Genomic DNA, 19,623 nt, shown 5'->3' with positions numbered 1-19,623 from the left:
GCTCAGCGCAACGAGCGCGCGACCGACTCCGGGCGGAGGCCGCGGCCGATCAGGCGCGCGCTGACCCGCTGGGCGACGGGGGTCGCCGCGGCGATCGCCAGGCGCAGCGCGGGCGACGGCGCCGGCGGGAGCAGTGGACCGGCGCCGGGCCGACGGGTGATGCGACGGTGCGCCGCGAGCTGGATCCGCTGCATCCACTCGACGGGCGGGAGGCGGCGGCGCTGCACGGCGTCGAGGAGCCGGAGATCGACAGGACCGTCCCGCAACGCTGCGGCGAGCGCGTTCGCTGTCGCGACGGCGTCCTGGACGGCATAGTTGACGCCGACGCCGAAGGCCGGGGACATCGCGTGCGCGGCGTCCCCGATCGCGAGGAAGCCGTGCCGGTACCAGCGCGGCAGCCGGTCGATCTGAACGCTCAGCAGCTTGAGCGACTCCCAGTCGGTGATCGTCTCCAACGGCTCGCGCAGGAACGGGGCCGCGCCCGCGACGGCGGCGCGAAAAGCCGCCAGGCCGGCCGCGCGCAACTCGTCGATGCCGCCCTTCGCGATCACGAGGCCGGTCTGGAAGTAGTCGCCGCGGTCGATCGTGATCACCATCGCGCCGTCGCCCAGGTAGGCGAGCGTCGACGGCTTGGACTGCCCGGGCTTCGGCAGCCGGAACCAGATGACGTCGATCGGAACGCCGAAGCGCCTGGGCCGGAGGCCCGCGGCGGCGCGGAGAGCGGAGTCGCGGCCGTCCGCGGCGACGGTGAGGTCGGCCTCCACCTCCACCGGGCCATGGGGTCCGCGGGCCGACAACCCCCGGATGACGTCCCCGTTGCGGATCAGCCCGGTCGCCTCGGTGCTCAGCAGCAGCCGGAAGTTCGGGTACCGCTCCGCCTGCTCGGCGAGGAAGGTCAGGAAGTCCCACTGCGGGGCGAGCACGAGGAAGTCGTCGGGCGGCGGCAGCCTCCCGAAGTCGATCGGATGCAGGCGGGTGCCGTCCACCACCGCGTCCAGCGTGCGGATGCTGGTGTGCGGGAGGCCGAGGAAGGCGTCCCGCAGCCCGAGCTCGCCGAGCACGCCGACGGTCGACGGGTGGATGGTGTCGCCGCGGAAGTCGCGGAAGAAGTCGGCGTGCTTCTCCAGCACGACCACGTCGAGCCCCGCGCGCGCGAGGATCAGTCCGAGCATCATCCCGGCGGGTCCACCCCCGGAGATGGCGCAGGATGCCTGCAGCGATTCCATCACCACGCAGCGTAGTCTCCCCCCATGGCGATCCTCGGCTCCGTCCTCATCGCGCTCGCGGCGGTCGTGCACCTCGTGTTCTTCGCGATGGAGAGCATGCTGTGGTCATCGCCGAGCGTGTGGCGGCGGTTCGGGCTCACGACGCAGCGCGACGCCGACGTGGTGCGGCCGATGGCCTACAACCAGGGCTTCTACAACCTGTTCCTCGCCGGCGGCGCGGCGGTGGGGCTCGTGCTCTACTGGACGACTCTGCGGCACGTCGGCTTCGGGCTGATGTTCTTCGCCGGGGCGTGCATGGTCCTGGCCGCGGTCGTGCTGGTCACCACGGGCCGGCGGTTCTGGGGCGCGGCCCTGCTGCAGGGGCTGCCGCCGCTGGCCGGGCTGCTGCTGTTCTCGGTCGCGCACGCGGGGTGAGCCGCGGGCGCGGGGCGGTCTCACAAGACATCTCCGAAATACCGGAGCAGGTCCCGAACCGCATCGGGAGGGCTGTTATCGTGAGGGTAAGTGCTGATCCCGACGTATGTCGGGGGTAGGCGCTTCCCGCCCCCGGCGTCATGCCGGGGGCCTTTTCTATTGCCGGACGACGACGCCCGGCGTGCCGCCCGCCAGTCGGTTCACGGCTCCGTGGACCGCGCTGCCGACGTGGGTCCATGTGTTCTGCGGCACGACTGCCGCAACAGAACGACTCGGCGGGACGAGGGCGCGCCATCCGGCATAGGCCACCAAATCGGCCATCTGGACGAGATACGACTCTTGTGACGACCTCGGTACCGGATCGTCCACGAAATGTTTGGCATCTACGCGGAGGCTCCCGTTGCCGGTAATGCTTCCCGCCGTGAGGAACCGCCGCGCCTTGCGCACGATCCGACGGACGGCGTCGTTCTCGCCGTCATCATGGATGATCATCATCTTCTGCTTCTCATAGTGCGTCGTTCGCTCCAGCCGCTGCAGCAGAGTGGTCCAGGCGAACTCAAAGCATGAAGGACCGCTCCGTGCGTTGCGCTGCTTGTCGATCACGACCGCAAACGCCCGCGCCTCGATTCGACCGAGCATGTCGAGGTGTGCCCGATAGATGAGTGAACGCTCCCCCGGGGCCAGGTCGAGCTGTCGGAATGGTCCACTTGATCGGATCAGGTAGTTCGCCTTCACCTCGGCCCTCACAGGCAACCCGAATCGATCCCGAAGGCGACGGCGGAAGGCAACCATCTCATCGAACCCGTATGACCATTGATCGGCGTTGATCAGGACGCATCCGAGGACGTAATGGGAAGTGGCCCCGCCCAAGGACACGTCGCCCGTGTTCCCGGACTCATCGATGTAGGCGAGCAGCATCGCCTCAGGATGTCGGAATCAGCGGCTCGAATCCACGAGCCGCGCCCAGTTCGCCGAATGTGAAATGGAAATCTATATCTCACATCTTTCCATGGCGACCCTTCAGTCGATGATCTCGCCATCCGCGGGGATCTCCCCCACGTCGACGCGCAGTGCCTCCACCAGCTTCGCCGCGTGCGGCGTCGACACGATCACGCGGGAGAACTCCTCGCCGTCCAGATCGACGACCACGGCGGCGCGCTGCTTTCCTTTGATGAGCAGGAAGTCTTTGCCGCCGTGGAACTTCCAGGTCCCGACCGAGAGCGTGAGGGGGACGGCAGCTCCCGGGGCGCGGATGCCGCGGATCCAGATCCACGGATCCTCCGTGATCGCGACCGATCGGATGCTCTCCCGCGGGATCACCAGATCCTCCCGACGCACGGAGAGCACCTTCTCGGCCCGGGTGAGGTGGATCTCCAGGCGGTCGGGGTGAACGTGCAGGTCGGCCATAGGTCTATCCTGCCCGCCCACCGGGGCCGCAGGGGGTCGTGAATCTCACAAACCCGTAACCGTTGGCTTGGAGGGCCGCGAAGGACGGCCGCGAACCGGGGCCGCAGAGGTCGCAGGACTCTCATGATCCGCAAACCGCACCGGCATGTATCCTTCTCGTCGTGGCAACGCAGCGGCGGACTCCGGGCTCGCAGACTTCACTTCGTGAAGCCAACCGGGCTCGGATCGTCGACGCCATCAAGAAGCACGGCGGCCTGACGCAGGTGGAGCTGGCCGGCGCGACGGGGCTCTCCCCGGCCACAGTCTCCAACATCGTCAAGGAGCTCTCCACCTCCGGCGTCCTGCATACGACGCAGAGCATCCGGTCCGGCCGGCGTGCCCAGCACGTCACGCTCGCGCACGCGCTCGGGCTCGTCGTCGGCGTCCACTTCTCCCCCCGGCACCTGCGCGTCGCGCTGGCGGACGTGGCCAACACCGTCGTGGCCGAGAACCACATGCCGCTGGCCAAGGACCACCGCGCCGACAACGAGCTCGACAAGGTGGCGCTGCTCCTGAACGACATGCTCGACTCGGTCGACGCCTCCCGGGACGAGGTGCTGGCTGTGGGGCTCGCCGTGCCGGCGCCGCTCGACCGGGCGACCGGCACGATCGCGCGCAGCGGCATCATGCGCGGCTGGGACGGCGTCGTGATCGCGGACGCCCTGGAGCGCCGGGTGAAGCGCCCGGTCTTCATCGACAACGCCGCCAACCTCACCGCGTTGGCGGAGTCCCGGCTCGGCGCCGGGCGCGGAAGGCGCACCACCATCACACTCGATGTCGGCGACGGGATCGGCGCGGGCCTGCTGCTCAACGGTCAGCTCTTCCGAGGGAACAACGGCGTCGCCGGCGAGTTCGGCCACACCACGATCCGCGAGAACGGCCCACTCTGCCGCTGCGGCAACCGCGGCTGCCTGGAGGCCATCGCCGGGGGTCCGGCCGTCCTGGACGAGCTGCGCGACCACCTCGGCAGCCTGAAGCTCGGCGACGTCGTCCTCCAGGCGATGGCCGGGGACGCCCGCTGCATCCGCGCAATCGCGGACGCCGGCCGGCACATCGGGGTCGCCACGGCCAACCTCTGCAACCTGCTCGATCCCGAGCGGGTGGTCGTGGGCGGTGAGCTCGCCCGGGCCGGGGAGCTCCTGCTCGGCCCGATGCGGCACGCGGTGGAACGCTCGATCATCGTCAACCAGGAACTGATGCCCGACATCGTCCAGGGCCAGCTCGGTGTCCGGGCGGCCACGCTCGGCGCGGTGGCCCACGCGGTCGACAGCATCTCGATCACGAGCGGAGGCGTCGCGGTCTGAGACGGGCGCCCGACCCGTGTCCCCCGTTGACCCCCGTCCGTGACGAACCGTTATCGAAAGCTTGAATTCAAGTATTGACGCCAAACGGCGGGCACTGACACACTCGACCCAGTCGCCAACGTCGGCGGCTTCGAATCGGAGGTTTTTCAATGAAGATCGCCACCAAGAGAGCGGTCATGGTGTCCGCCGCGATCCTGGCCACAGCCCTCACCCTCACAGCCTGTTCGAACGGTTCCGGCAACAGCTCGACGAACAACGCGTCGGGCGCCGCGAACGCCAAGATCGGTCTCCTCCTCCCCGACTCCGTCACCGCCCGCTACGAGGCGGCGGACAAGCCCTACTTCGAGGCGAAGGTCAAGTCGCTCTGCTCCGGCTGCACGGTCCTGTACGCGAACGCGGACGGCGACGCCAGCAAGCAGCAGCAGCAGGCTGAGTCCATGCTGACCCAGGGCGTCAAGGTGCTCGTCCTCGACCCGTTCGACGGCGAGGCCGCGGCGTCGATCGTCGGCGAGGCGAAGGCCAAGAACATCCCGGTCATCTCCTACGACCGCCTCATCAACAGCCCCGACCTGAACTACTACATCTCGTTCGACAACGAGAAGGTCGGACAGCTCCAGGCGACCGCGCTGGTCGAGAAGCTGAAGAAGGACAACGTGGCCTCCGGCAGCGGCATCCTGATGGTCAACGGCTCGCCGACGGACAACAACGCCACTCTCTTCAAGAAGGGCGCGCACAGCGTGATCGACTCGAGCGGCTTCAAGGTCCTCGCCGAGTACGACACACCAGGATGGGACCCCGCCAAGGCCCAGGACTGGGTGTCCGGCCAGGTCTCGCAGTTCAAGAGCCAGATCAAGGGCGTCTACGCGGCGAACGACGGCACCGGCGGTGGCGCGATCGCGGCCATGAAGGCGGCCAACCTGAGCCCGCTGCCCCCGACGACCGGTCAGGACGCTGAGCTCGCGGGCATCCAGCGGATCCTCGCAGGCGACCAGTACATGACCGTCTACAAGGCGCTGAAGCCGGAGGCCGAGCAGGCTGCGACCCTCGCCGTCGCTCTGACCAAGGGCCAGAAGCCGTCCGAGCAGACCACCCAGGTCGACACCAAGGGCGGCGCGAAGATCGCGTCCATCCTGCTGACCCCGGTCGCGGTGACCACGGACAACATCGAGACCACGGTCGTGAAGGACCAGTTCTACGGTCCCGACTCCGTCGCGAAGATCTGCACCCCGGACTACAAGGCGGCGTGCGACAAGTACGGCATCAAGTAATCGAAAGAACCACCAGGGGCCACCCGGCCCGGGGCGCGGATTCCGCATCCTCGGGCCGGGTGGTTCCGCCATACAGTTAGCCCAGCAGTATCCAGCACCACGCGACAGCATCGCGTCAGGCCCGAAGGAGAACGCCGTGACGATGGAATCCCCGGTCACCGACCAGGAGCGGTCCAGCCGACAGCCCGTCCTCTCGCTGCGGGGGGTGTCGAAGGGGTTCGGAGCCGTCCAGGCGCTCACCGACATCCACCTCGACGTCTACCCGGGGGAGGTCGTCGCCCTCGTCGGCGACAACGGAGCCGGCAAGTCGACCCTGGTCAAGATCCTCGCGGGCGTTCACCCGCAGGACGCCGGGACGATCACCTTCGACGGTCAGGACGTCAGCATCCCGTCACCCGCGGCGTCCCGGGGCCTCGGCATCGCGACGGTGTTCCAGGACCTCGCGCTCTGCGACAACCTGGACGTCGTCTCCAATCTCTTCCTCGGCCGGGAGATCACCCGAGGAACGCTCGACGAGGAAGAGATGGAGAAGCGGTCGTGGAGCCTGCTGCGGCAGCTGTCGGCGCGCATCCCGTCGGTCCGCATCGCGGTCGCGTCGCTCTCCGGAGGCCAGCGGCAGACGGTCGCGATCGCCCGGTCGCTGATCGGCGACCCGCGCATCGTCATCCTCGACGAGCCCACTGCGGCGCTGGGCGTCGCCCAGACGGCCGAGGTGCTCAACCTCATCGAGCGGCTGCGCGAGCGAGGCCTCGGGGTCATCCTGATCAGCCACAACATGGCGGACGTGCAGGCGGTGGCCGACCGGGTCGCCGTCCTGCGGCTCGGCCGCAACAACGGGGACTTCCGCGTCCCCGACGTCAGCTACGAAGAGATCATCTCGGCGATCACCGGCGCCACGGACAACGTCGTCGCGCAGCGGGCCGAACGCATCGAGGAGCGCGTGGAGCGCATCGAGAACAGCGAAGGGAACCAGGCCTGATGACCAAGGCACCAGAGACTCCGGCCCAGCTCGCGGCCGACCTCCAGGACGAGCGCCTCATCCGCGAGGAGGGCTTGAGCGGCGCGGTACGCGCCTTCGGTCGCCGGGTGCGCGGCGGCGACCTCGGCTCGCTGCCCGTCGTCGTCGGGCTGATCGTGATCTGGCTCGTGTTCCAGATCCTGAACCCGAACTTCCTCAGCGCGAACAACCTCGTCAACCTGACCCTGCAATGCGCCGCGATCGGCACGATCTCCATCGGCATCGTCCTCGTGCTGCTGCTCGGCCAGATCGACCTGTCGGTCGGCTCCGTCAGCGGTGTCGCCGCCGCTATCCTCGGCGTCGGCTTCACCCAGCTGCACTGGCCGCTCGCGGTGACGGTGATCGTCGCCATCCTCGCCGGGTCGGTGATCGGCCTCCTCTACGGCATCCTGTTCACCCGGTTCGGCGTGCCGAGCTTCGTGATCACGTTGGCCGGCCTGCTCGGCTTCCTGGGCGTGCAGCTGTGGATCCTCGGGCCGAACAGCTCGATCAACATCCCCTACGACTCGTGGATCGTGAAGTTCGCGCAGCAGACCTTCCTCCCACCGTGGGCGGCGTACGCGCTGGCCGCGATCGCCGCGCTCTCGATGTTCTGGTCGGACTGGCGGCGCAACATCCGCCGGCGCAACGCCGGTCTCTCGGAAGGGTCGATGGCGCTGGTCCTGATCAAGTCGGGACTCCTCCTGCTCGGCCTCTGCATCGCCGTCTGGTACCTCTCGACCGACCGCGGCACGGGCGCGATGTTCCTGTTCTTCGTGGTCCTCGTGGTCATCATGAACTTCTTCCTGACGCGCACGAAGTGGGGCCGCTCGGTGTTCGCGGTCGGCGGGTCGGTGGAGGCCGCACGCCGCGCCGGCATCAAGGTGAACCGCATCTTCATCAGCGTGTTCATCCTGTGTTCGACCTTCGCCGCGATCGGCGGGCTGCTCGCCGCGGCCCGGCTGGCGTCGGTGAGCGCGGGATCGGGCGGAACGGACACGAACCTGAACGCGATCGCCGCGGCGGTCATCGGCGGCACGAGCCTCTTCGGCGGCCGTGGCTCCGCATGGTCGGCGCTGCTGGGCATCCTGGTCATCCAGTCCATCTCGAACGGCCTGACGCTGCTCAACCTGGACTCGTCGTACCGCTTCATGATCACCGGCGCGGTCCTGCTGCTCGCCGTGATCATCGACTCGCTGTCCCGCCGCTCGCGCGAAACGCACGGGCAAGGCTAGCCGGACAGCGCTCCGGGCGGGTGTGAGAAGGTGGACCGGTGACCCGAACCACCACCTTCCACGCCCGCCTTCTCCGTTCCGGCGTGGATCCGCAGACCGTGACCGTGCGGGCGTCATCGGACATCCCGCCGCGCACGCTGCGGCGCGCGGCCGGCGGCGGCGGGACGCTCAATTTCGACGTCTACGCGCTGCTCGACGCGGACGGGTGGCCGGCGTCCGCCACCTACACCTACGTCGAATCGCTCTCGCGCGAGCCCTCCGCCGCCGACGAGTGAGCCGACGGACGTCGGCTCAGGCGGGCGTGGCGGCGGCGGCGGCGCGCGCGGCGGCCGGGAGGGCGTCCAGGATGCGAGCGACAGCAGCGCCGTCGTGGGCGGCAGTGACGAACCACGCCTCGAACACGCTCGGCGGCAGCGAGACGCCCGCGTCGAGCATCGCATGGAAGAACGGCCGGTAGCGGAACGCCTCCTGCGACTGGACCTCGGCGTACGTCCGCGGCGCGGCGGCGAAATCGCCGAAGACGAAGCTGAACAGGTTGCCCGCCCGCTGCACGCGGTGGGCGACACCCTCCGCGGCCAGGGCGTCGGAGACCGCGCCCGACAGCGTCTCGGCCACGACGTCCAGCCGGTCGTACACCGCCTCGTCGGCGTTCGCCAGCGTGGCGAGACCGGCCGCGACCGCGACCGGGTTCCCCGACAGGGTGCCTGCCTGGTAGACCGGGCCGGTCGGGGCCAGGAAGTCCATGAGCTCCGCACGTCCGCCGACGGCCGCGAGCGGCATCCCGCCGCCGATGACCTTGCCGAAGGTGACGAGGTCGGGCGTGTAGCCGCGGTCCAGCCCCCAGAAGCCCGCCTCGCTCACGCGGAAGCCGGTGAGCACCTCGTCGAGGATGAGGAGCGCGCCGTACTCGTGCGCGAGATCGGTCAGCGCGGCGTTGAAGCCCTCGTCCGGGGCCACGACGCCCATGTTCGCGGCGGCGGCCTCGGTGATGACGGCGGCGATGTCCGGGCCGTTCGCCTCGAAGGCGGCGCGGACGGCGTCGAGGTCGTTGTACGGGAGCACCAGGGTCTGTGCGGCCGTGGCCTCCGTTACGCCGGCCGAGCCGGGCAGCGAGAGCGTCGCGAGGCCCGATCCTGCTTCGGCGAGGAGGCTGTCGGAGTGGCCATGATAGTGACCGGCGAACTTGATCAGCAGTGGACGGCCGGTGAAGCCGCGCGCCAGGCGGATCGCGGTCATGGTGGCCTCGGTGCCCGTGGAGACGAGCCGCAGCTTGTCGACGAAGGGCACCCGGCCGAGCACGGCCTCCGCCAGCTCGGTCTCCGCCGGTGTCGAGGCGCCGAACGAGAGCCCGCGCGCGGCTGCCGCCTGCACGGCGTCGATCACGGCGGGATGCGCGTGACCGAGGATCGCGGGGCCCCAGGACGCGACCAGGTCGACGTACTCGCGGCCCTGCGCGTCCACGATGTAGGGACCGTGCGCGGACACCATGAAGCGCGGCGTGCCGCCGACCGAGCGGAAGGCGCGGACCGGCGAGTTCACGCCGCCCGGGATCACGCGCTGGGCTCGCTCGAACTGGGCGAGGTTGATGTCGCCGAGGGCGGCGCCGTCGGCCAGGCCCTGGAGGTCTTGTGCGCCGGTGTTCGCGGAATCGGTGTTATAGAAGTCGCTCATCGCAGCCATCCTGCGACCTCGGTCGCCCAGTAGGTGAGCACGGCGTCGGCGCCCGCGCGGCGCACGCCGATCAGGGTCTCCTCGATGACGCGCTCGCGGTCGATCCAGCCGTTCGCGGCAGCAGCCTCCACCATCGCGTACTCGCCGGAGACCTGGTAGGCCCAGACCGGCACGTCGCTGATGGACGCCACATCGCTCAGCACGTCGAGGTAGCTCAGCGCCGGCTTGACCATGAGGATGTCGGCCCCCTCGGCGAGGTCGAGCTGCGCCTCGCGCAGGCCCTCGCGGCGGTTGGCCGGGTCCTGCTGGTAGGCGCGGCGATCGCCGGAGAGCTGCGAGTCGACAGCCTCCCGGAACGGGCCGTAGAAGCCGGAGGCGTACTTCGCCGAGTACGCCATGATCACGACGTCGGTGCGGCCGTCAGCGTCGAGCGCGTCGCGCACGGCGGCGACCTGGCCGTCCATCATCCCGCTGAGGCCGAGGAGCTGGGAGCCGGCCTCCGCCTGCGCGATGGCCATGTCGCGGTAGCGCAGCAGCGTGGCGTCGTTGTCGACGTGGCCTTCGCCGTCGAGCACGCCGCAGTGGCCGTGGTCGGTGAACTCGTCCAGGCACAGGTCGGTCTGCACGACGAGCGCGTCGCCCACCTCGGCGGCGAGGGCGCGCGTGGCGACGTTGAGGATGCCGTCCGGATCGGTCGCTGCGGTGCCGATGGCGTCCCGGGTCTCGGGGACGCCGAACAGCATGACGCCGCCGACGCCGGCCTCCGCGGCCTCCACGGCCGCTCGCTTCAGGGAGTCGAGGCTGTGCTGGACGACACCCGGCATGGAGGCGATCGGCTGCGGCTCGGCAGCGCCCTCCCGCACGAACAACGGGAGGATCAGCTCGGCCGGGTGAAGGCGGGTCTCGGCCGTCAGCCGGCGCATGGCAGGTGACTGCCGAAGGCGCCGGGGCCGCACAACAGGATGCAACTCACTCACTCTCCCCAGCCTACGCCCGCGCTGCTGGGTGCCCGCCGCACACGGCAGAGTTCAGGATGCGGCGGAACGGTCGGCCGCCGTGGCAGCGACGGCCTCGATGAGGGAGGTCGCGGTTCGCTCGGCGGCGATCACGTCCACGCGGAGGCCGTACTCGCGCGCGTCGCGGGCGGTCTGCGGGCCGATGGCGGCGACGAGGGTGCTCTCGGGGATCGGGCCGAGCTGCACCTGCACCTGCTCGGCCACGGAGCCGCTCGTGACGAGGATGGCCTGCACGAGGCCCTCCCGCACCTCCGCGACGATGCTCTCCGGCACGGGGATGCCGACGGTGCGGTACGCGACGACCGACTCCACGTCGTGGCCGATACGACGCAGCCCCTCGGTGAGGAGGGGCTTGGCGATCTCCGAGCGGAGGGTGAGGATGCGCAGCGGGACGACGCCCTCGGTCGCGGCCTCCCAGTCCGCGAGGAGTCCACGCGCGGAGTTGTCCTCCGCCGGGACCAGGTCGACGCTGTAGCCGGCGGCGGCCAGCGCGGCGGCCGTCGTCTCGCCGACGGCCGCGATCCGCGTGGAGGGCGGGACGACCGCGCGGGCGGCGCTCAGCACGTCCACCGTCGTCGCGCTGGTGACGGTCACCCAGTCGAAGCCGCCGGCGGCGAGCCGCGCAAGGGCGGCGTCCAGCGCCGGCGCATCCGCGGTCGGCGCGAAGTTGATCATCGGCGCCACGACCGGCGACGCGCCCTTCGCGCGAAGATCGGCGGCGACCGAGTCGCCCCACGGACCTCCCCGGGGCACGAGCACGCGCCAGCCGGCGAGCGGCTTCGGAGAAGACGGCGTGGAGGGCATCATTCGCTCCCGAGCGGGGCCAGGTCGGCGGCCCCCGCGCCGAGCAGCTCGGCCACCACGCGGGCGCCGACTTCGTGTGCCGCCTCGACGAGTTCGGCGAGGCCGAAGGAGTCCGGAGTGGCGGCGTGGGAGGCCGTGAGCCGCTCGGTACCGTCCGGGCGGTACACGGTGGCGGTGAGGAACAGGAGGCCGTCATCGACGAGCGCCGATGCGCCGATCGGGGCCGCGCAACCGGCTTCGAGCCCTGCGAGCACGGCGCGCTCGGCGATCGCGCAGGCGTGCGTGGTCGCGTGGTCGACGGCCTTCAGCGCTCGGGCCACATCGCCGCGGCCGGTCTGCTCGCCCGCCCGGACCTCCAGCGCGAGCGCGCCCTGGCCGGGAGCGGTCGGCACCTGCGACAGCGCGAAGAAGTCGGTCACCGCGTCCAGGCGGCCGAGCCGGCCGAGGCCCGCGGCGGCGAGCACGACGGCGTCGAGGTCGCCCTCGGCCACCCTCCCGAGCCGGGTGTCCACGTTGCCGCGGATGTCGACGACCTCCAGGTCGGCGCGTACCGACTTCAGCTGGGCGACGCGGCGCGGCGAGCCGGTGCCCACCTTCGCGCCCTCCGGCAGCGTCTCGAGCGTCTGGCCGTCGCGGGCGCAGAGCGCGTCGCGCGCGTCCGCCCGCTTGGGGACGGCGCCGATGACCAGCCCGGCCGCCTGCGCGGTCGGCAGGTCCTTGAGCGAGTGGACGAGCAGGTCGCACTCGTCGGCGAGCAGCGCCTCCCGCAGTGCGGTGGCGAAGACGCCGGTGCCGCCGAGCTCCGACAGCGACTCGCGCGAGGTGTCGCCGTGGGTCGTGACGGTGACCAGCTCGATGTCGAGCCCGGTCGCCCGGGCGATCGACTCGGCCACGGCGGTCGTCTGCGCGACCGCGAGCGCGCTGCCGCGGGTGCCGATGCGCAGCACGCCGTCACGGCGCGCGGACGCGCCCTCGGCCCTGCTCACCGTGCCGCTCACGGCGCGAGTCCCGCGGCGGCCGGCTTGAAGCCGAGGCGGACGTTCTCGCAGCAGCCCGGGCGGCACACGTCGTACCAGGGGCCGAGCGTGGTCAGCGCCGGGCGCTGCTCGACCGGGACGCCGTCGCGGCGCTCCAGGACGAGGTCGACCAGGCCCTTCACGTAGCGGGCGTGGGTGCCGGGGGTGGGCACGCGAACGGCGACGAGGCCGTTCTCCTCGCTGGTCTCCATCGCCTCGTTGTCGAGGTCCCAGAGCACCTCCATGTGGTCGCTCACGAACCCGAGCGGCACGATGACGACGGCCTTGACGCCGAGCGCGGGGAGTTCCGCGATCCGGTCGTTGATGTCGGGCTCCAGCCACGGCATCGACGGCGGCCCGGAGCGGGACTGGTAGACCAGATCCCAGCCGATGACGCCGCCGGTGGCCTCCTGCGAGACGACCTCCGCGACGGCCAGGTGCTGAGCCGCGTAAGCGCCGCCCTCGCCGAAGCCTCGCTCGGCCGGGCCGGACTTGGCCGCATCGGTCGACGGGATGGAGTGCGTCGAATAGAGGATGCGGATCTCGGTCGCCGGGTCGATGCCCGGGACGCGCTCGCGCAGCTCGTCGACCGCGTTCCGCACGCCCTCGATGAACGGCTCCACGAAGCCGGGGTGGTCGAAGAACTGGCGCACCTTGTCGATCTGGATGGTGCCCTCCAGACCCTTCTCCTCCAGCACGCGGGCGAAGTCCTCGCGGTACTGGCGGCAGCTCGAGTAGGAGGAGTACGCGCTGGTCGCGATGGCGATGAGCTTCGTGAGGCCGCGCTCCCGGGCCTCCTCCAGGGCGTCCTCCAGGTACGGGTCCCAGTTGCGGTTGCCCCACAGCACGGGGAGGTCGATGCCGCGCGAGGCCAGCTCGGCCTCCAGCGCGGCCTTCAGCTCGCGGTTCTGGTCGTTGATCGGGCTCACGCCGCCGAAGTGGCGGTAGTGGTGCGCGACCTCCTCCAGGCGCTCCTCCGGGATGCCGCGGCCGCGGGTGACGTTGCGGAGGAACGGGATGACGTCGTCCTGACCCTCCGGTCCGCCGAAGCCGGCGAGGAGGATCGCGTCGTAGGCGACCGGCTCGGTCACGTGCTCCGGGCCGGACGCGGCAGCCTCGGTCGCGCCGAGGACTCGCGGAACGGCCTCCGTCCCGGTCAGGTCGGCGCCGTTCACTGCAGCACCTCCACGACCTCGGCGGGCTGGATGCGGCGACCCGTGTAGAACGGCACCTCTTCGCGCACGTGGCGGCGGGCCTCCGTGTAGCGGAGGTCGCGCATCAGGTCGACCAGGTCGGTGAGCTCGTCGGACTCCAAGGGCAGGATCCACTCGTAGTCGCCGAGGGCGAACGCGGCCACGGTGTTGGCCAGGACTCCGCGGAACGCGGCGCCCTTGCGGCCGTGGTCGGCGAGCATCTTCGAGCGGTCCTCCTCTGGCAGCAGATACCAGTCGTAGCTGCGCACGAACGGGTACACGCAGAGCCACCCCTTCGGCTCCTTGCCGCGCAGGAAGCCGGGGACATGCTGCCGGTTGAACTCGGCGTCCCGGTGCACGCCCATCGCGTTCCAGGTCGGAAGGAGCGCCTTGAACAGGCGGGTGCGACGGAGCTGGCGGAGGCCCCACTGCAGAGCCTCGGCCTCGGGACCGTGCAGCCAGACCATGATGTCCGCGTCGGCCTTGAGGCCGCTGACGTCGTAGAGCCCGCGGGTGACGACGCCCTGCAACTCGATGTCGGCGATGACGCCTTCGAGCTCCCGGACGGCCGCGGGCACGTCGGTTCCGTCGAGGTCGTCGGGACGCGCCGGGTCCCGGCGCAGGACGGCCCATAGGGTGAAGCCGCTGGGGCTTTCGGGGGCGGTGTCTTCGGGGGCGGTCGACTCTGCCGGAACGGCAGCCGGGGTACTCATACCGACAGTCTCCCTCGCAAAGCTGAGAAGGCAAAAACCGGGTGGGCCGCGTCGGCGGCCCGAGGGTGGTGCGTCAGCGTCGGGAGGCGGCGACGATCCCCCAGACCGCACCTCCGACGGCGACGGCCACGCCGACCGCCAGGCCGACCAGGGCCATCGGGTTCTCGTCGCGGAGCCTCCGGAACCGCTCGGACGCTCGCGCGGGCACGTTGACCTTGTACTGGATGGCGTCTATGGTCGCGGCCAGGTCGGCGCGGGCCCTTTCGACGCCGCTTCGGTCAGTTGTCATACTTGCCCAGCCCCTTCACGGCGTCGACGTCGGACTTGACGCTGGCGATGGTCTCCTTGGGCGCCGCACCGTCCACCCGCTTGAGCGAGCCGACGCCGACAAGCGCGAGGATCACCGCGATCACGAGGAGGGCGCCGAAGACGATGAGTGCGGCGGCCCAGCCGGGCAGCACCAGCGCGAGCCCGAGGATCGCCGCGGCGACGAGAACGCCGAGCGCGAAGAAGAGGAATGCCGCCGCGACCACGAAGAGCCCTATGCCGATCCCGGCATACTTCGCCTTCTCGGCGTACTCGGCCTTCAGGTTCGCCAGCTCGGCCTTGACCAGCTGGATCACCAGCCGCGGGAGCGACGCGATCAGCTCACCCAGCGACTGCGACCTGGCACGTTCTCGATCGGTCAACGGCTCACCGCCCTTCCGGACACCTGTTCTGACAGTTCGCGACCCGATCAGGCCGTCTCAGGATCATCTCGCGTGACGGGGACGACGGCCACCCCCGGCTTGCCGGAGCGGGAACGGGTCTCCTTACGGCGCTCGTTCGCCCGGGCGACGGCCTTCCTGACCGTGTTGTAGAGGGCCTCGGGCACTTCGCCGACCTTCTGGGCGACGAAGTCCTCGGCGGCGTTCACCTGCTTTTGCACCCCGGGCGACTCCCAGACCTTCAGCGTGGCCGACTTGATCTGCTCGTAGCGTTTGCGACCGGCGCGCGTGCCGAGCACGTAGCCCACCGCCGCACCCGTCACGAAGAGAATCTTGCCCCGCATTCCGTCCTCACCCTTCCAGGTCGTCGGTCAGTGCCTTCCAGCGTAGACCCCTGGCTCGTTCCGCCACCCGGCGCGCGTCCGGGATGACGGACGCGAGACCGGTGCCGGTCAGCCAGGAGCCGGTCACTTCGAGCCCTTCGACGTTCTCAGCTCCGTCGCGGACGCGCTGGATGCGCTCCCGCTGCCCCACTGTTGCATAGGGGAGGGCGTTCGTCCAGGGGGTCCGGGCGAACGCGGAGACCGCGGATTCCTCCAGCGGAATATTCAGCAGCGCGGCGGCGTCCGCGACGGCGCGCGCGCGAAGCTCGCCGTCGGAGAGGGCGGACGTCTCGGACGCCCGGCCGGCGCGGCCGTAGGAGAGCCGGACGACGTGCCGGCCTGGGCCCGCGGCCTCCGCCACCCACGCCCACTTGGCGCTGGAATGGGTCATCGCCTTAGCCGACACCCCGGTGCCCGGGCCGTCGGCGACGAGGACGCCGGTGCCGCGCGGCGCGGCGCCGACGCGGTCGTCGGTCAGGACGAGGGTGACCAGCTCGACGCTGGACGCGGGAGGCCAGTCGAGCGCGGCGAGGTCGCCGAGGGCGGCGTCCATGCCGGGGAGGAGCGTTAGGGCGACGTCGGCCGGGGCGGTGAGCACCACGGCGTCGGCGTCGAGGGTGGAGCCGTCCGCGAGGGTGATGGTCCAGCGCGCGGGGCCTGCGTCGGCGGGCTCCACGGCAGGTGCGGCCGGCTCGGGCGTCGGCTCCGCAGGGAGCTGCCCGGCGAGCGCGAGCCCGTCGAGAGCGGCCCCGTCGGCCGCGTCGGCCATCGCCGCCTCGACCGCGGCTGCGGCAGCGTCCTGCGGGTCGGGGGCGATCCACGGCGTCACGGACACGACCGCCGCGCCGGTGCGGATGGTCCCGCCCCGGGCCTCGATGTCTGCGGCGAGCGCCGCCGGCAGCCGCCACATGCCTCCGCGGATGCCGCCCACCGCGCTGCCGGCCTTCGCTGCCGAACGCAGTTCGCCGACCGCGCCCGAGAGCGAGCCCAGCCGGGTGAGCGCCGCGTTGAGTCCCGGGGCGACCACATCCACGTCGAGGTCGTCGGGGTCGGCCGAGTACACGCCGGTCACGACCGGGGACACCAGCTCGCTGAGGACCTTCGACCCCATCCGCTTGCGCACCAGGGTGCCGAGCTTGCGCTCCTGGCCGATCTTCAACACCGGGATGAGCCGGTCCAGGTAGGCGCGCACGGCGCCGCTCCAGCCGATCGCGGCCACGACGTCGGACGCCAACGGGGAGCTTGGGATGCCGAGCAAGCCGGCCTTCGGCAGGGGGACGGTGCGGGTGCCGTTGCGCACCCAGGCGCCGGCCGGGTTCGGCTCCACGACATCGTCCGCGAGGCCCAGCTCCGCCAGCAGGGCGGCGACGTGGCCGCCGCGGGTCGCGAAGCTCTCGGCGCCGGCGTCGACCGTGATGCCGCCGAGCTCCAGCGGCGCGACCGAACCGCCCACGCGGCCGGACGCCTCCAGCAGGGTGACCTCGAAGCCCGGACGGGCGCACTCGCGCGCGACGACCAGTCCGGAGACGCCGCCGCCGATCACGACGATGCGCGTCGGCGGGGCCTCCACCGCATGCCGGATGCTCTCCGTCACGGCGTCGTGATCCGCGGCGGCGTGGTCGAGGGGTTCGGAGGTCATGCCCGCCATCCGTGGACGAGCTCGACCACGCGGGTCAGCACCGTCGGGTCGGTCTCCGGCGGGACGCCGTGGCCCAGATTAAGCACGTGCGCCGGCGCCTCCCGGCCGCGCTCCAGGACGTCCACGACGTGCGCGGACAGCACCTCCCAGGGCGCGTCGAGCATGGCCGGGTCGACGTTGCCCTGCACAGGGACGACGTGGCCGAGCCGGCGGGCGGCCTCGTCCAGCGGGGTGCGGTAGTCGACGCCGACGGCGTCGGCGCCCACCTCGTGCATGGCCTTCAGCAGCTCGCCGGTACCGACGCCGAAATGCACGATCGGAACGTTTCGGACCAGCGGCTCGTGGTTCACCGGCGCGTCGCCGACGGCGTCGACGCCGGCCACCGGAGGCCGCGGGACCTCGTAGGTGAGGTCGCGGATGTGCGAGAGCGCCCGAGCGGACGCGGGGGCGACGTGCTCGACGTACTCGCGCAGCGACAGCGAGCCGGCCCACGAGTCGAAGAGCTGGGCGGCGCTCGCGCCGGCCAGGAGCTGCGCGCGCAGGAAGGCCCCGGTCACGTCGGCGCTCCACGCCATCAGGCGGGCCCAGGTCTGCGGGTCGGCGTGCATCAGCGTGCGGGCGCGGATGTGGTCCTTCGAGGGGCCGCCCTCCACGAGATACGCGGCGAGGGTGAAGGGGGCGCCGGCGAAGCCGATCAGCGGGGTGTCGCCGAGTTCGGCGGTGGTCAGGCGCACGGCCTCCGCGATCGGGGCGAACGTGTCGGCGCCGAGCGAGGCCGGGTCGACCTCCTCCAGGCGGGCCACGTCGGCGGCGGTTCGCACCGGGGTCTCGAAGACCGGGCCCTTGCCGGGCTGGATCTCCACGGCGACGCCGGCGAGCTTCAGCGGCACCACGATGTCGCTGAAGAAGATGCCGGCGTCCACACCGTGTCGGCGCACCGGCTGAAGCGTGATCTCGCTCGCCATCGCGGGATCGAGGCAGGCGTCGAGCATGCGCGTGCCGATGCGCAGCTCCCGGTACTCGGGCAGCGACCGCCCGGCCTGGCGCATGAACCACACGGGAACGGTCTCCTGGCGCTCGCCCTGGTAGGAGCGGATCAGGCGGCTGCCCGCGGTTCGGCCTTCGGAGAGCGGGTGGGTCGGGTCGAGGGAGGTCACCCGACGATTCTGCCAGGCAGGAATCTGCCAATCACCCGGGAATCCTGTCGAACAGGCTCAGGACGGGGTATCTCGATTCGAGTCTGGTCGGCGCCGAGCGTATCCTTTCACCCGTGCTTCTCTGCTTCTCGTCGAGCCACCGCACTGCGGGGTTCGACCTCCTCGAACGGCTCGAGCGCCACGCGCCCGCCGTCACCGCGGCACTCGCGGAGCAGCACGGAATCGTCGCCGGCTCGGTGGTCCTCGCCACCTGCAACCGCTTCGAGGCCTACCTCGATGTGGACACCCAGCCGCTCGCTGCCGACGCGACCACGGATGACCTGATCGAGACGGTCGCCGCCGCCAGCGGCATCGACGGGGACACCCTCCGCTCCTCCAGCGCCGTCTACAGCGATGACGCGGTCGCCGAGCACCTCTTCTCCGTCTCCAGCGGCCTAGAGTCGGTCGTCGTCGGCGAGGGCGAGATCGCCGGGCAGGTGCGCCGCGCCCTGCAGTCGGCCCGCACCTCCGGCACTGTGACCGGGAACCTGGAACGCGTCTTCCAGGTCGCGTCGCGCACCTCCCGCGGAGTCAAGAACCAGACCGGCATCATGACGGCCGGCCGCTCGATGGTGCGCCTCGCGCTCGAACTGGCGGAGAGCCGGATCAGCGACTGGGCCGCCGTGCGCGTGCTGCTCGTCGGCACCGGCAAGTACGCGGGCGCCAGCCTGGCGGCCCTGCGCGAGCGCGGGGTGACCGACGTGCAGGTGTTCTCGCCGACCGGCCGCGCGGCCAAGTTCGCCCTCTCGCACGATGTCGTTCCTGTCGAGTCCGACGACCTCCTGGAGGCACTGGGCGCCGCAGACCTGGTCGTCACCTGCTCGGCCGTCACCGACCACGTGATCACCCGCGCCCTGCTGGCGGACGCGATCGCCGCACCGGACGCCGTCACGGGCCGCCTCGTGATCGACCTCGGCCTCCCCCGCAACGTCGAACCCGCCGCCGCCGAGCTGCGCGGCGTCGAACTGCTCGACCTCGAGACCATCAGCATCCACGCGCCGATCGAGGAGCTGAACGCCGCGGCCGACGCCCGGGAGCTCGTCGGCGCCGCCGCCGCGGAGTTCGCCGCACAGAACGCCGAGCAGGCCGTCACGCCGGCGCTGGTCGCCCTCCGGACCCACGTCTTCGCCATCCTGGACGCGGAGATCGCTCGGGCGCGCTCCCGCGGCGACTCGACCGAGCAGACCGAGGCCGCGCTGCGACACCTGGCCGGCGTGCTGCTGCACACCCCGTCCGTGCGGGCCCGCGAACTCGCCAGGAACGGCGACGCGCAGGCGTTCGTGGACGCGGCATCCGCGCTGTTCGGCGTGGAGGTCGAGACCGCGCCGCGACCCCAGGCGCTCCGCGCCGTCGACGACGAGACCGCCGCCTCCTGACGTCCGTCCAGGAGCACCC

21 protein-coding genes are annotated in these 19,623 nt (G+C 71.2%); 7 read left to right on the top strand and 14 right to left on the bottom strand.

Annotation, left to right across the window (positions count from 1 at the left end):
• Window positions 1–2: 2 nt before the first annotated feature.
• Window positions 3–1,226, bottom strand: a complete 1,224-nt coding sequence (locus AC1ROW_RS16555) for an FAD-dependent oxidoreductase (RefSeq protein ID WP_493019989.1) — start codon at window positions 1,224–1,226, stop codon at window positions 3–5.
• A gap of 24 nt (window positions 1,227–1,250) precedes the next feature.
• Between AC1ROW_RS16555 and AC1ROW_RS16550 the strand changes: the two genes are divergently transcribed.
• A complete protein-coding gene (locus tag AC1ROW_RS16550; RefSeq protein WP_493019988.1) occupies window positions 1,251–1,640 on the top strand; it encodes a DUF1304 domain-containing protein in 390 nt (129 codons plus the stop codon).
• 156 nt (window positions 1,641–1,796) lie between these two features.
• Here the strand turns inward: AC1ROW_RS16550 and AC1ROW_RS16545 are convergent, their stop codons facing one another.
• Window positions 1,797–2,558: a DUF3800 domain-containing protein gene (locus AC1ROW_RS16545; protein WP_493019987.1), complete on the bottom strand. Its 762-nt coding sequence runs from the start codon at window positions 2,556–2,558 to the stop codon at window positions 1,797–1,799.
• Between the two features lie 102 nt (window positions 2,559–2,660).
• Entirely contained in the window at window positions 2,661–3,047 is a 387-nt protein-coding gene (locus AC1ROW_RS16540) for a hypothetical protein (protein ID WP_345838631.1), read from the bottom strand.
• 161 nt (window positions 3,048–3,208) lie between these two features.
• Here AC1ROW_RS16540 and AC1ROW_RS16535 point away from each other — a divergent pair, with 161 nt between their 5' ends.
• The 5 genes from AC1ROW_RS16535 to AC1ROW_RS16515 all read left to right on the top strand — a co-directional run bounded on the left by AC1ROW_RS16535 (window position 3,209) and on the right by AC1ROW_RS16515 (window position 8,165).
• On the top strand, window positions 3,209–4,390 hold the full coding sequence (locus AC1ROW_RS16535; protein ID WP_493019986.1) for an ROK family transcriptional regulator: 1,182 nt from the start codon (window positions 3,209–3,211) through the stop codon (window positions 4,388–4,390).
• A 149-nt stretch (window positions 4,391–4,539) separates the two neighbouring features.
• The gene (locus AC1ROW_RS16530) at window positions 4,540–5,658 is read left to right on the top strand and encodes an ABC transporter substrate-binding protein (RefSeq protein WP_493019985.1); all 1,119 of its coding nucleotides are present in this window, start codon (window positions 4,540–4,542) and stop codon (window positions 5,656–5,658) included.
• 142 nt (window positions 5,659–5,800) lie between these two features.
• Window positions 5,801–6,637, top strand: coding sequence for an ATP-binding cassette domain-containing protein (locus AC1ROW_RS16525; protein WP_493020134.1), 837 nt, complete (start codon window positions 5,801–5,803; stop codon window positions 6,635–6,637).
• Window positions 6,637–7,890, top strand: a complete 1,254-nt coding sequence (locus AC1ROW_RS16520) for a sugar ABC transporter permease (protein WP_493019984.1) — start codon at window positions 6,637–6,639, stop codon at window positions 7,888–7,890. Before AC1ROW_RS16525 ends, AC1ROW_RS16520 begins: the two co-directional genes overlap by 1 nt.
• 38 nt (window positions 7,891–7,928) lie before the next feature.
• Window positions 7,929–8,165 carry a hypothetical protein gene (locus AC1ROW_RS16515; RefSeq protein ID WP_493019983.1) on the top strand — a complete coding sequence of 79 codons (237 nt, stop codon included), beginning with the start codon at window positions 7,929–7,931 and terminating at the stop codon, window positions 8,163–8,165.
• 16 nt (window positions 8,166–8,181) lie between these two features.
• On the opposite strand, the gene hemL is transcribed toward AC1ROW_RS16515, so the two are convergent.
• From hemL to hemE, 11 genes are all read right to left on the bottom strand, one after another.
• Complete coding sequence (hemL, locus tag AC1ROW_RS16510) at window positions 8,182–9,561, bottom strand: glutamate-1-semialdehyde 2,1-aminomutase (protein ID WP_493019982.1); 1,380 nt, start codon at window positions 9,559–9,561, stop codon at window positions 8,182–8,184.
• Window positions 9,558–10,529: a porphobilinogen synthase gene (gene hemB / locus AC1ROW_RS16505; RefSeq protein WP_493020133.1), complete on the bottom strand. Its 972-nt coding sequence runs from the start codon at window positions 10,527–10,529 to the stop codon at window positions 9,558–9,560. Before hemB ends, hemL begins: the two co-directional genes overlap by 4 nt.
• Window positions 10,530–10,589: 60 nt before the next feature.
• Window positions 10,590–11,384 carry a uroporphyrinogen-III synthase gene (locus tag AC1ROW_RS16500; protein ID WP_493019981.1) on the bottom strand — a complete coding sequence of 265 codons (795 nt, stop codon included), beginning with the start codon at window positions 11,382–11,384 and terminating at the stop codon, window positions 10,590–10,592.
• Complete coding sequence (gene hemC / locus AC1ROW_RS16495) at window positions 11,381–12,379, bottom strand: hydroxymethylbilane synthase (protein WP_493019980.1); 999 nt, start codon at window positions 12,377–12,379, stop codon at window positions 11,381–11,383. The genes AC1ROW_RS16500 and hemC overlap by 4 nt, the downstream gene beginning before the upstream one ends.
• Window positions 12,376–13,572 carry a ferrochelatase gene (locus tag AC1ROW_RS16490; protein ID WP_493019979.1) on the bottom strand — a complete coding sequence of 399 codons (1,197 nt, stop codon included), beginning with the start codon at window positions 13,570–13,572 and terminating at the stop codon, window positions 12,376–12,378. Before AC1ROW_RS16490 ends, hemC begins: the two co-directional genes overlap by 4 nt.
• Window positions 13,569–14,303, bottom strand: coding sequence for a hydrogen peroxide-dependent heme synthase (gene hemQ / locus AC1ROW_RS16485; protein ID WP_493019978.1), 735 nt, complete (start codon window positions 14,301–14,303; stop codon window positions 13,569–13,571). Before hemQ ends, AC1ROW_RS16490 begins: the two co-directional genes overlap by 4 nt.
• Window positions 14,304–14,376: 73 nt before the next feature.
• Window positions 14,377–14,592 carry a DUF3618 domain-containing protein gene (locus AC1ROW_RS16480; protein ID WP_493019977.1) on the bottom strand — a complete coding sequence of 72 codons (216 nt, stop codon included), beginning with the start codon at window positions 14,590–14,592 and terminating at the stop codon, window positions 14,377–14,379.
• Window positions 14,582–14,992, bottom strand: coding sequence for a phage holin family protein (locus AC1ROW_RS16475; protein ID WP_493019976.1), 411 nt, complete (start codon window positions 14,990–14,992; stop codon window positions 14,582–14,584). The genes AC1ROW_RS16480 and AC1ROW_RS16475 overlap by 11 nt, the downstream gene beginning before the upstream one ends.
• 47 nt (window positions 14,993–15,039) lie before the next feature.
• Window positions 15,040–15,354 (bottom strand): hypothetical protein, encoded by a 315-nt coding sequence (locus AC1ROW_RS16470; RefSeq protein ID WP_493019975.1) that lies wholly within the window; start codon window positions 15,352–15,354, stop codon window positions 15,040–15,042.
• Window positions 15,355–15,361: 7 nt separating this feature from the next.
• Window positions 15,362–17,032 (bottom strand): protoporphyrinogen/coproporphyrinogen oxidase, encoded by a 1,671-nt coding sequence (locus tag AC1ROW_RS16465; protein ID WP_493019974.1) that lies wholly within the window; start codon window positions 17,030–17,032, stop codon window positions 15,362–15,364.
• The gene (gene hemE / locus AC1ROW_RS16460; protein ID WP_493019973.1) at window positions 17,029–18,189 is read right to left on the bottom strand and encodes a uroporphyrinogen decarboxylase; all 1,161 of its coding nucleotides are present in this window, start codon (window positions 18,187–18,189) and stop codon (window positions 17,029–17,031) included. The genes AC1ROW_RS16465 and hemE overlap by 4 nt, the downstream gene beginning before the upstream one ends.
• Before the next feature lie 113 nt (window positions 18,190–18,302).
• On the opposite strand from hemE, the gene AC1ROW_RS16455 reads away from it, so the two are divergent.
• A complete protein-coding gene (locus AC1ROW_RS16455) occupies window positions 18,303–19,604 on the top strand; it encodes a glutamyl-tRNA reductase (protein ID WP_493019972.1) in 1,302 nt (433 codons plus the stop codon).
• Window positions 19,605–19,623: the final 19 nt, after the last annotated feature.

It is taken from the genome of Leifsonia sp. GW821-FHT13C09, assembly GCF_058806435.1.
Note: the sequence above shows the minus strand (reverse complement) of the source record. Positions and strands in the feature narration are given on the sequence as shown.

Bases quoted from the DNA above. Each gene is read 5' to 3' on its own strand.
- AC1ROW_RS16555 (WP_493019989.1), bottom strand. From the start codon at position 1,226: ATGGAATCGCTGCAGGCATCCTGCGCCATCTCCGGGGGTGGACCCGCC.
- AC1ROW_RS16550 (WP_493019988.1), top strand. From the start codon at position 1,251: ATGGCGATCCTCGGCTCCGTCCTCATCGCGCTCGCGGCGGTCGTGCAC.
- AC1ROW_RS16545 (WP_493019987.1), bottom strand. From the start codon at position 2,558: ATGCTGCTCGCCTACATCGATGAGTCCGGGAACACGGGCGACGTGTCC.
- AC1ROW_RS16540 (WP_345838631.1), bottom strand. From the start codon at position 3,047: ATGGCCGACCTGCACGTTCACCCCGACCGCCTGGAGATCCACCTCACC.
- AC1ROW_RS16530 (WP_493019985.1), top strand. From the start codon at position 4,540: ATGAAGATCGCCACCAAGAGAGCGGTCATGGTGTCCGCCGCGATCCTG.
- AC1ROW_RS16525 (WP_493020134.1), top strand. From the start codon at position 5,801: ATGGAATCCCCGGTCACCGACCAGGAGCGGTCCAGCCGACAGCCCGTC.
- AC1ROW_RS16520 (WP_493019984.1), top strand. From the start codon at position 6,637: ATGACCAAGGCACCAGAGACTCCGGCCCAGCTCGCGGCCGACCTCCAG.
- hemL (WP_493019982.1), bottom strand. From the start codon at position 9,561: ATGAGCGACTTCTATAACACCGATTCCGCGAACACCGGCGCACAAGAC.
- AC1ROW_RS16500 (WP_493019981.1), bottom strand. From the start codon at position 11,384: ATGATGCCCTCCACGCCGTCTTCTCCGAAGCCGCTCGCCGGCTGGCGC.
- hemQ (WP_493019978.1), bottom strand. From the start codon at position 14,303: ATGAGTACCCCGGCTGCCGTTCCGGCAGAGTCGACCGCCCCCGAAGAC.
- AC1ROW_RS16480 (WP_493019977.1), bottom strand. From the start codon at position 14,592: ATGACAACTGACCGAAGCGGCGTCGAAAGGGCCCGCGCCGACCTGGCC.
- AC1ROW_RS16470 (WP_493019975.1), bottom strand. From the start codon at position 15,354: ATGCGGGGCAAGATTCTCTTCGTGACGGGTGCGGCGGTGGGCTACGTG.
- AC1ROW_RS16465 (WP_493019974.1), bottom strand. From the start codon at position 17,032: ATGACCTCCGAACCCCTCGACCACGCCGCCGCGGATCACGACGCCGTG.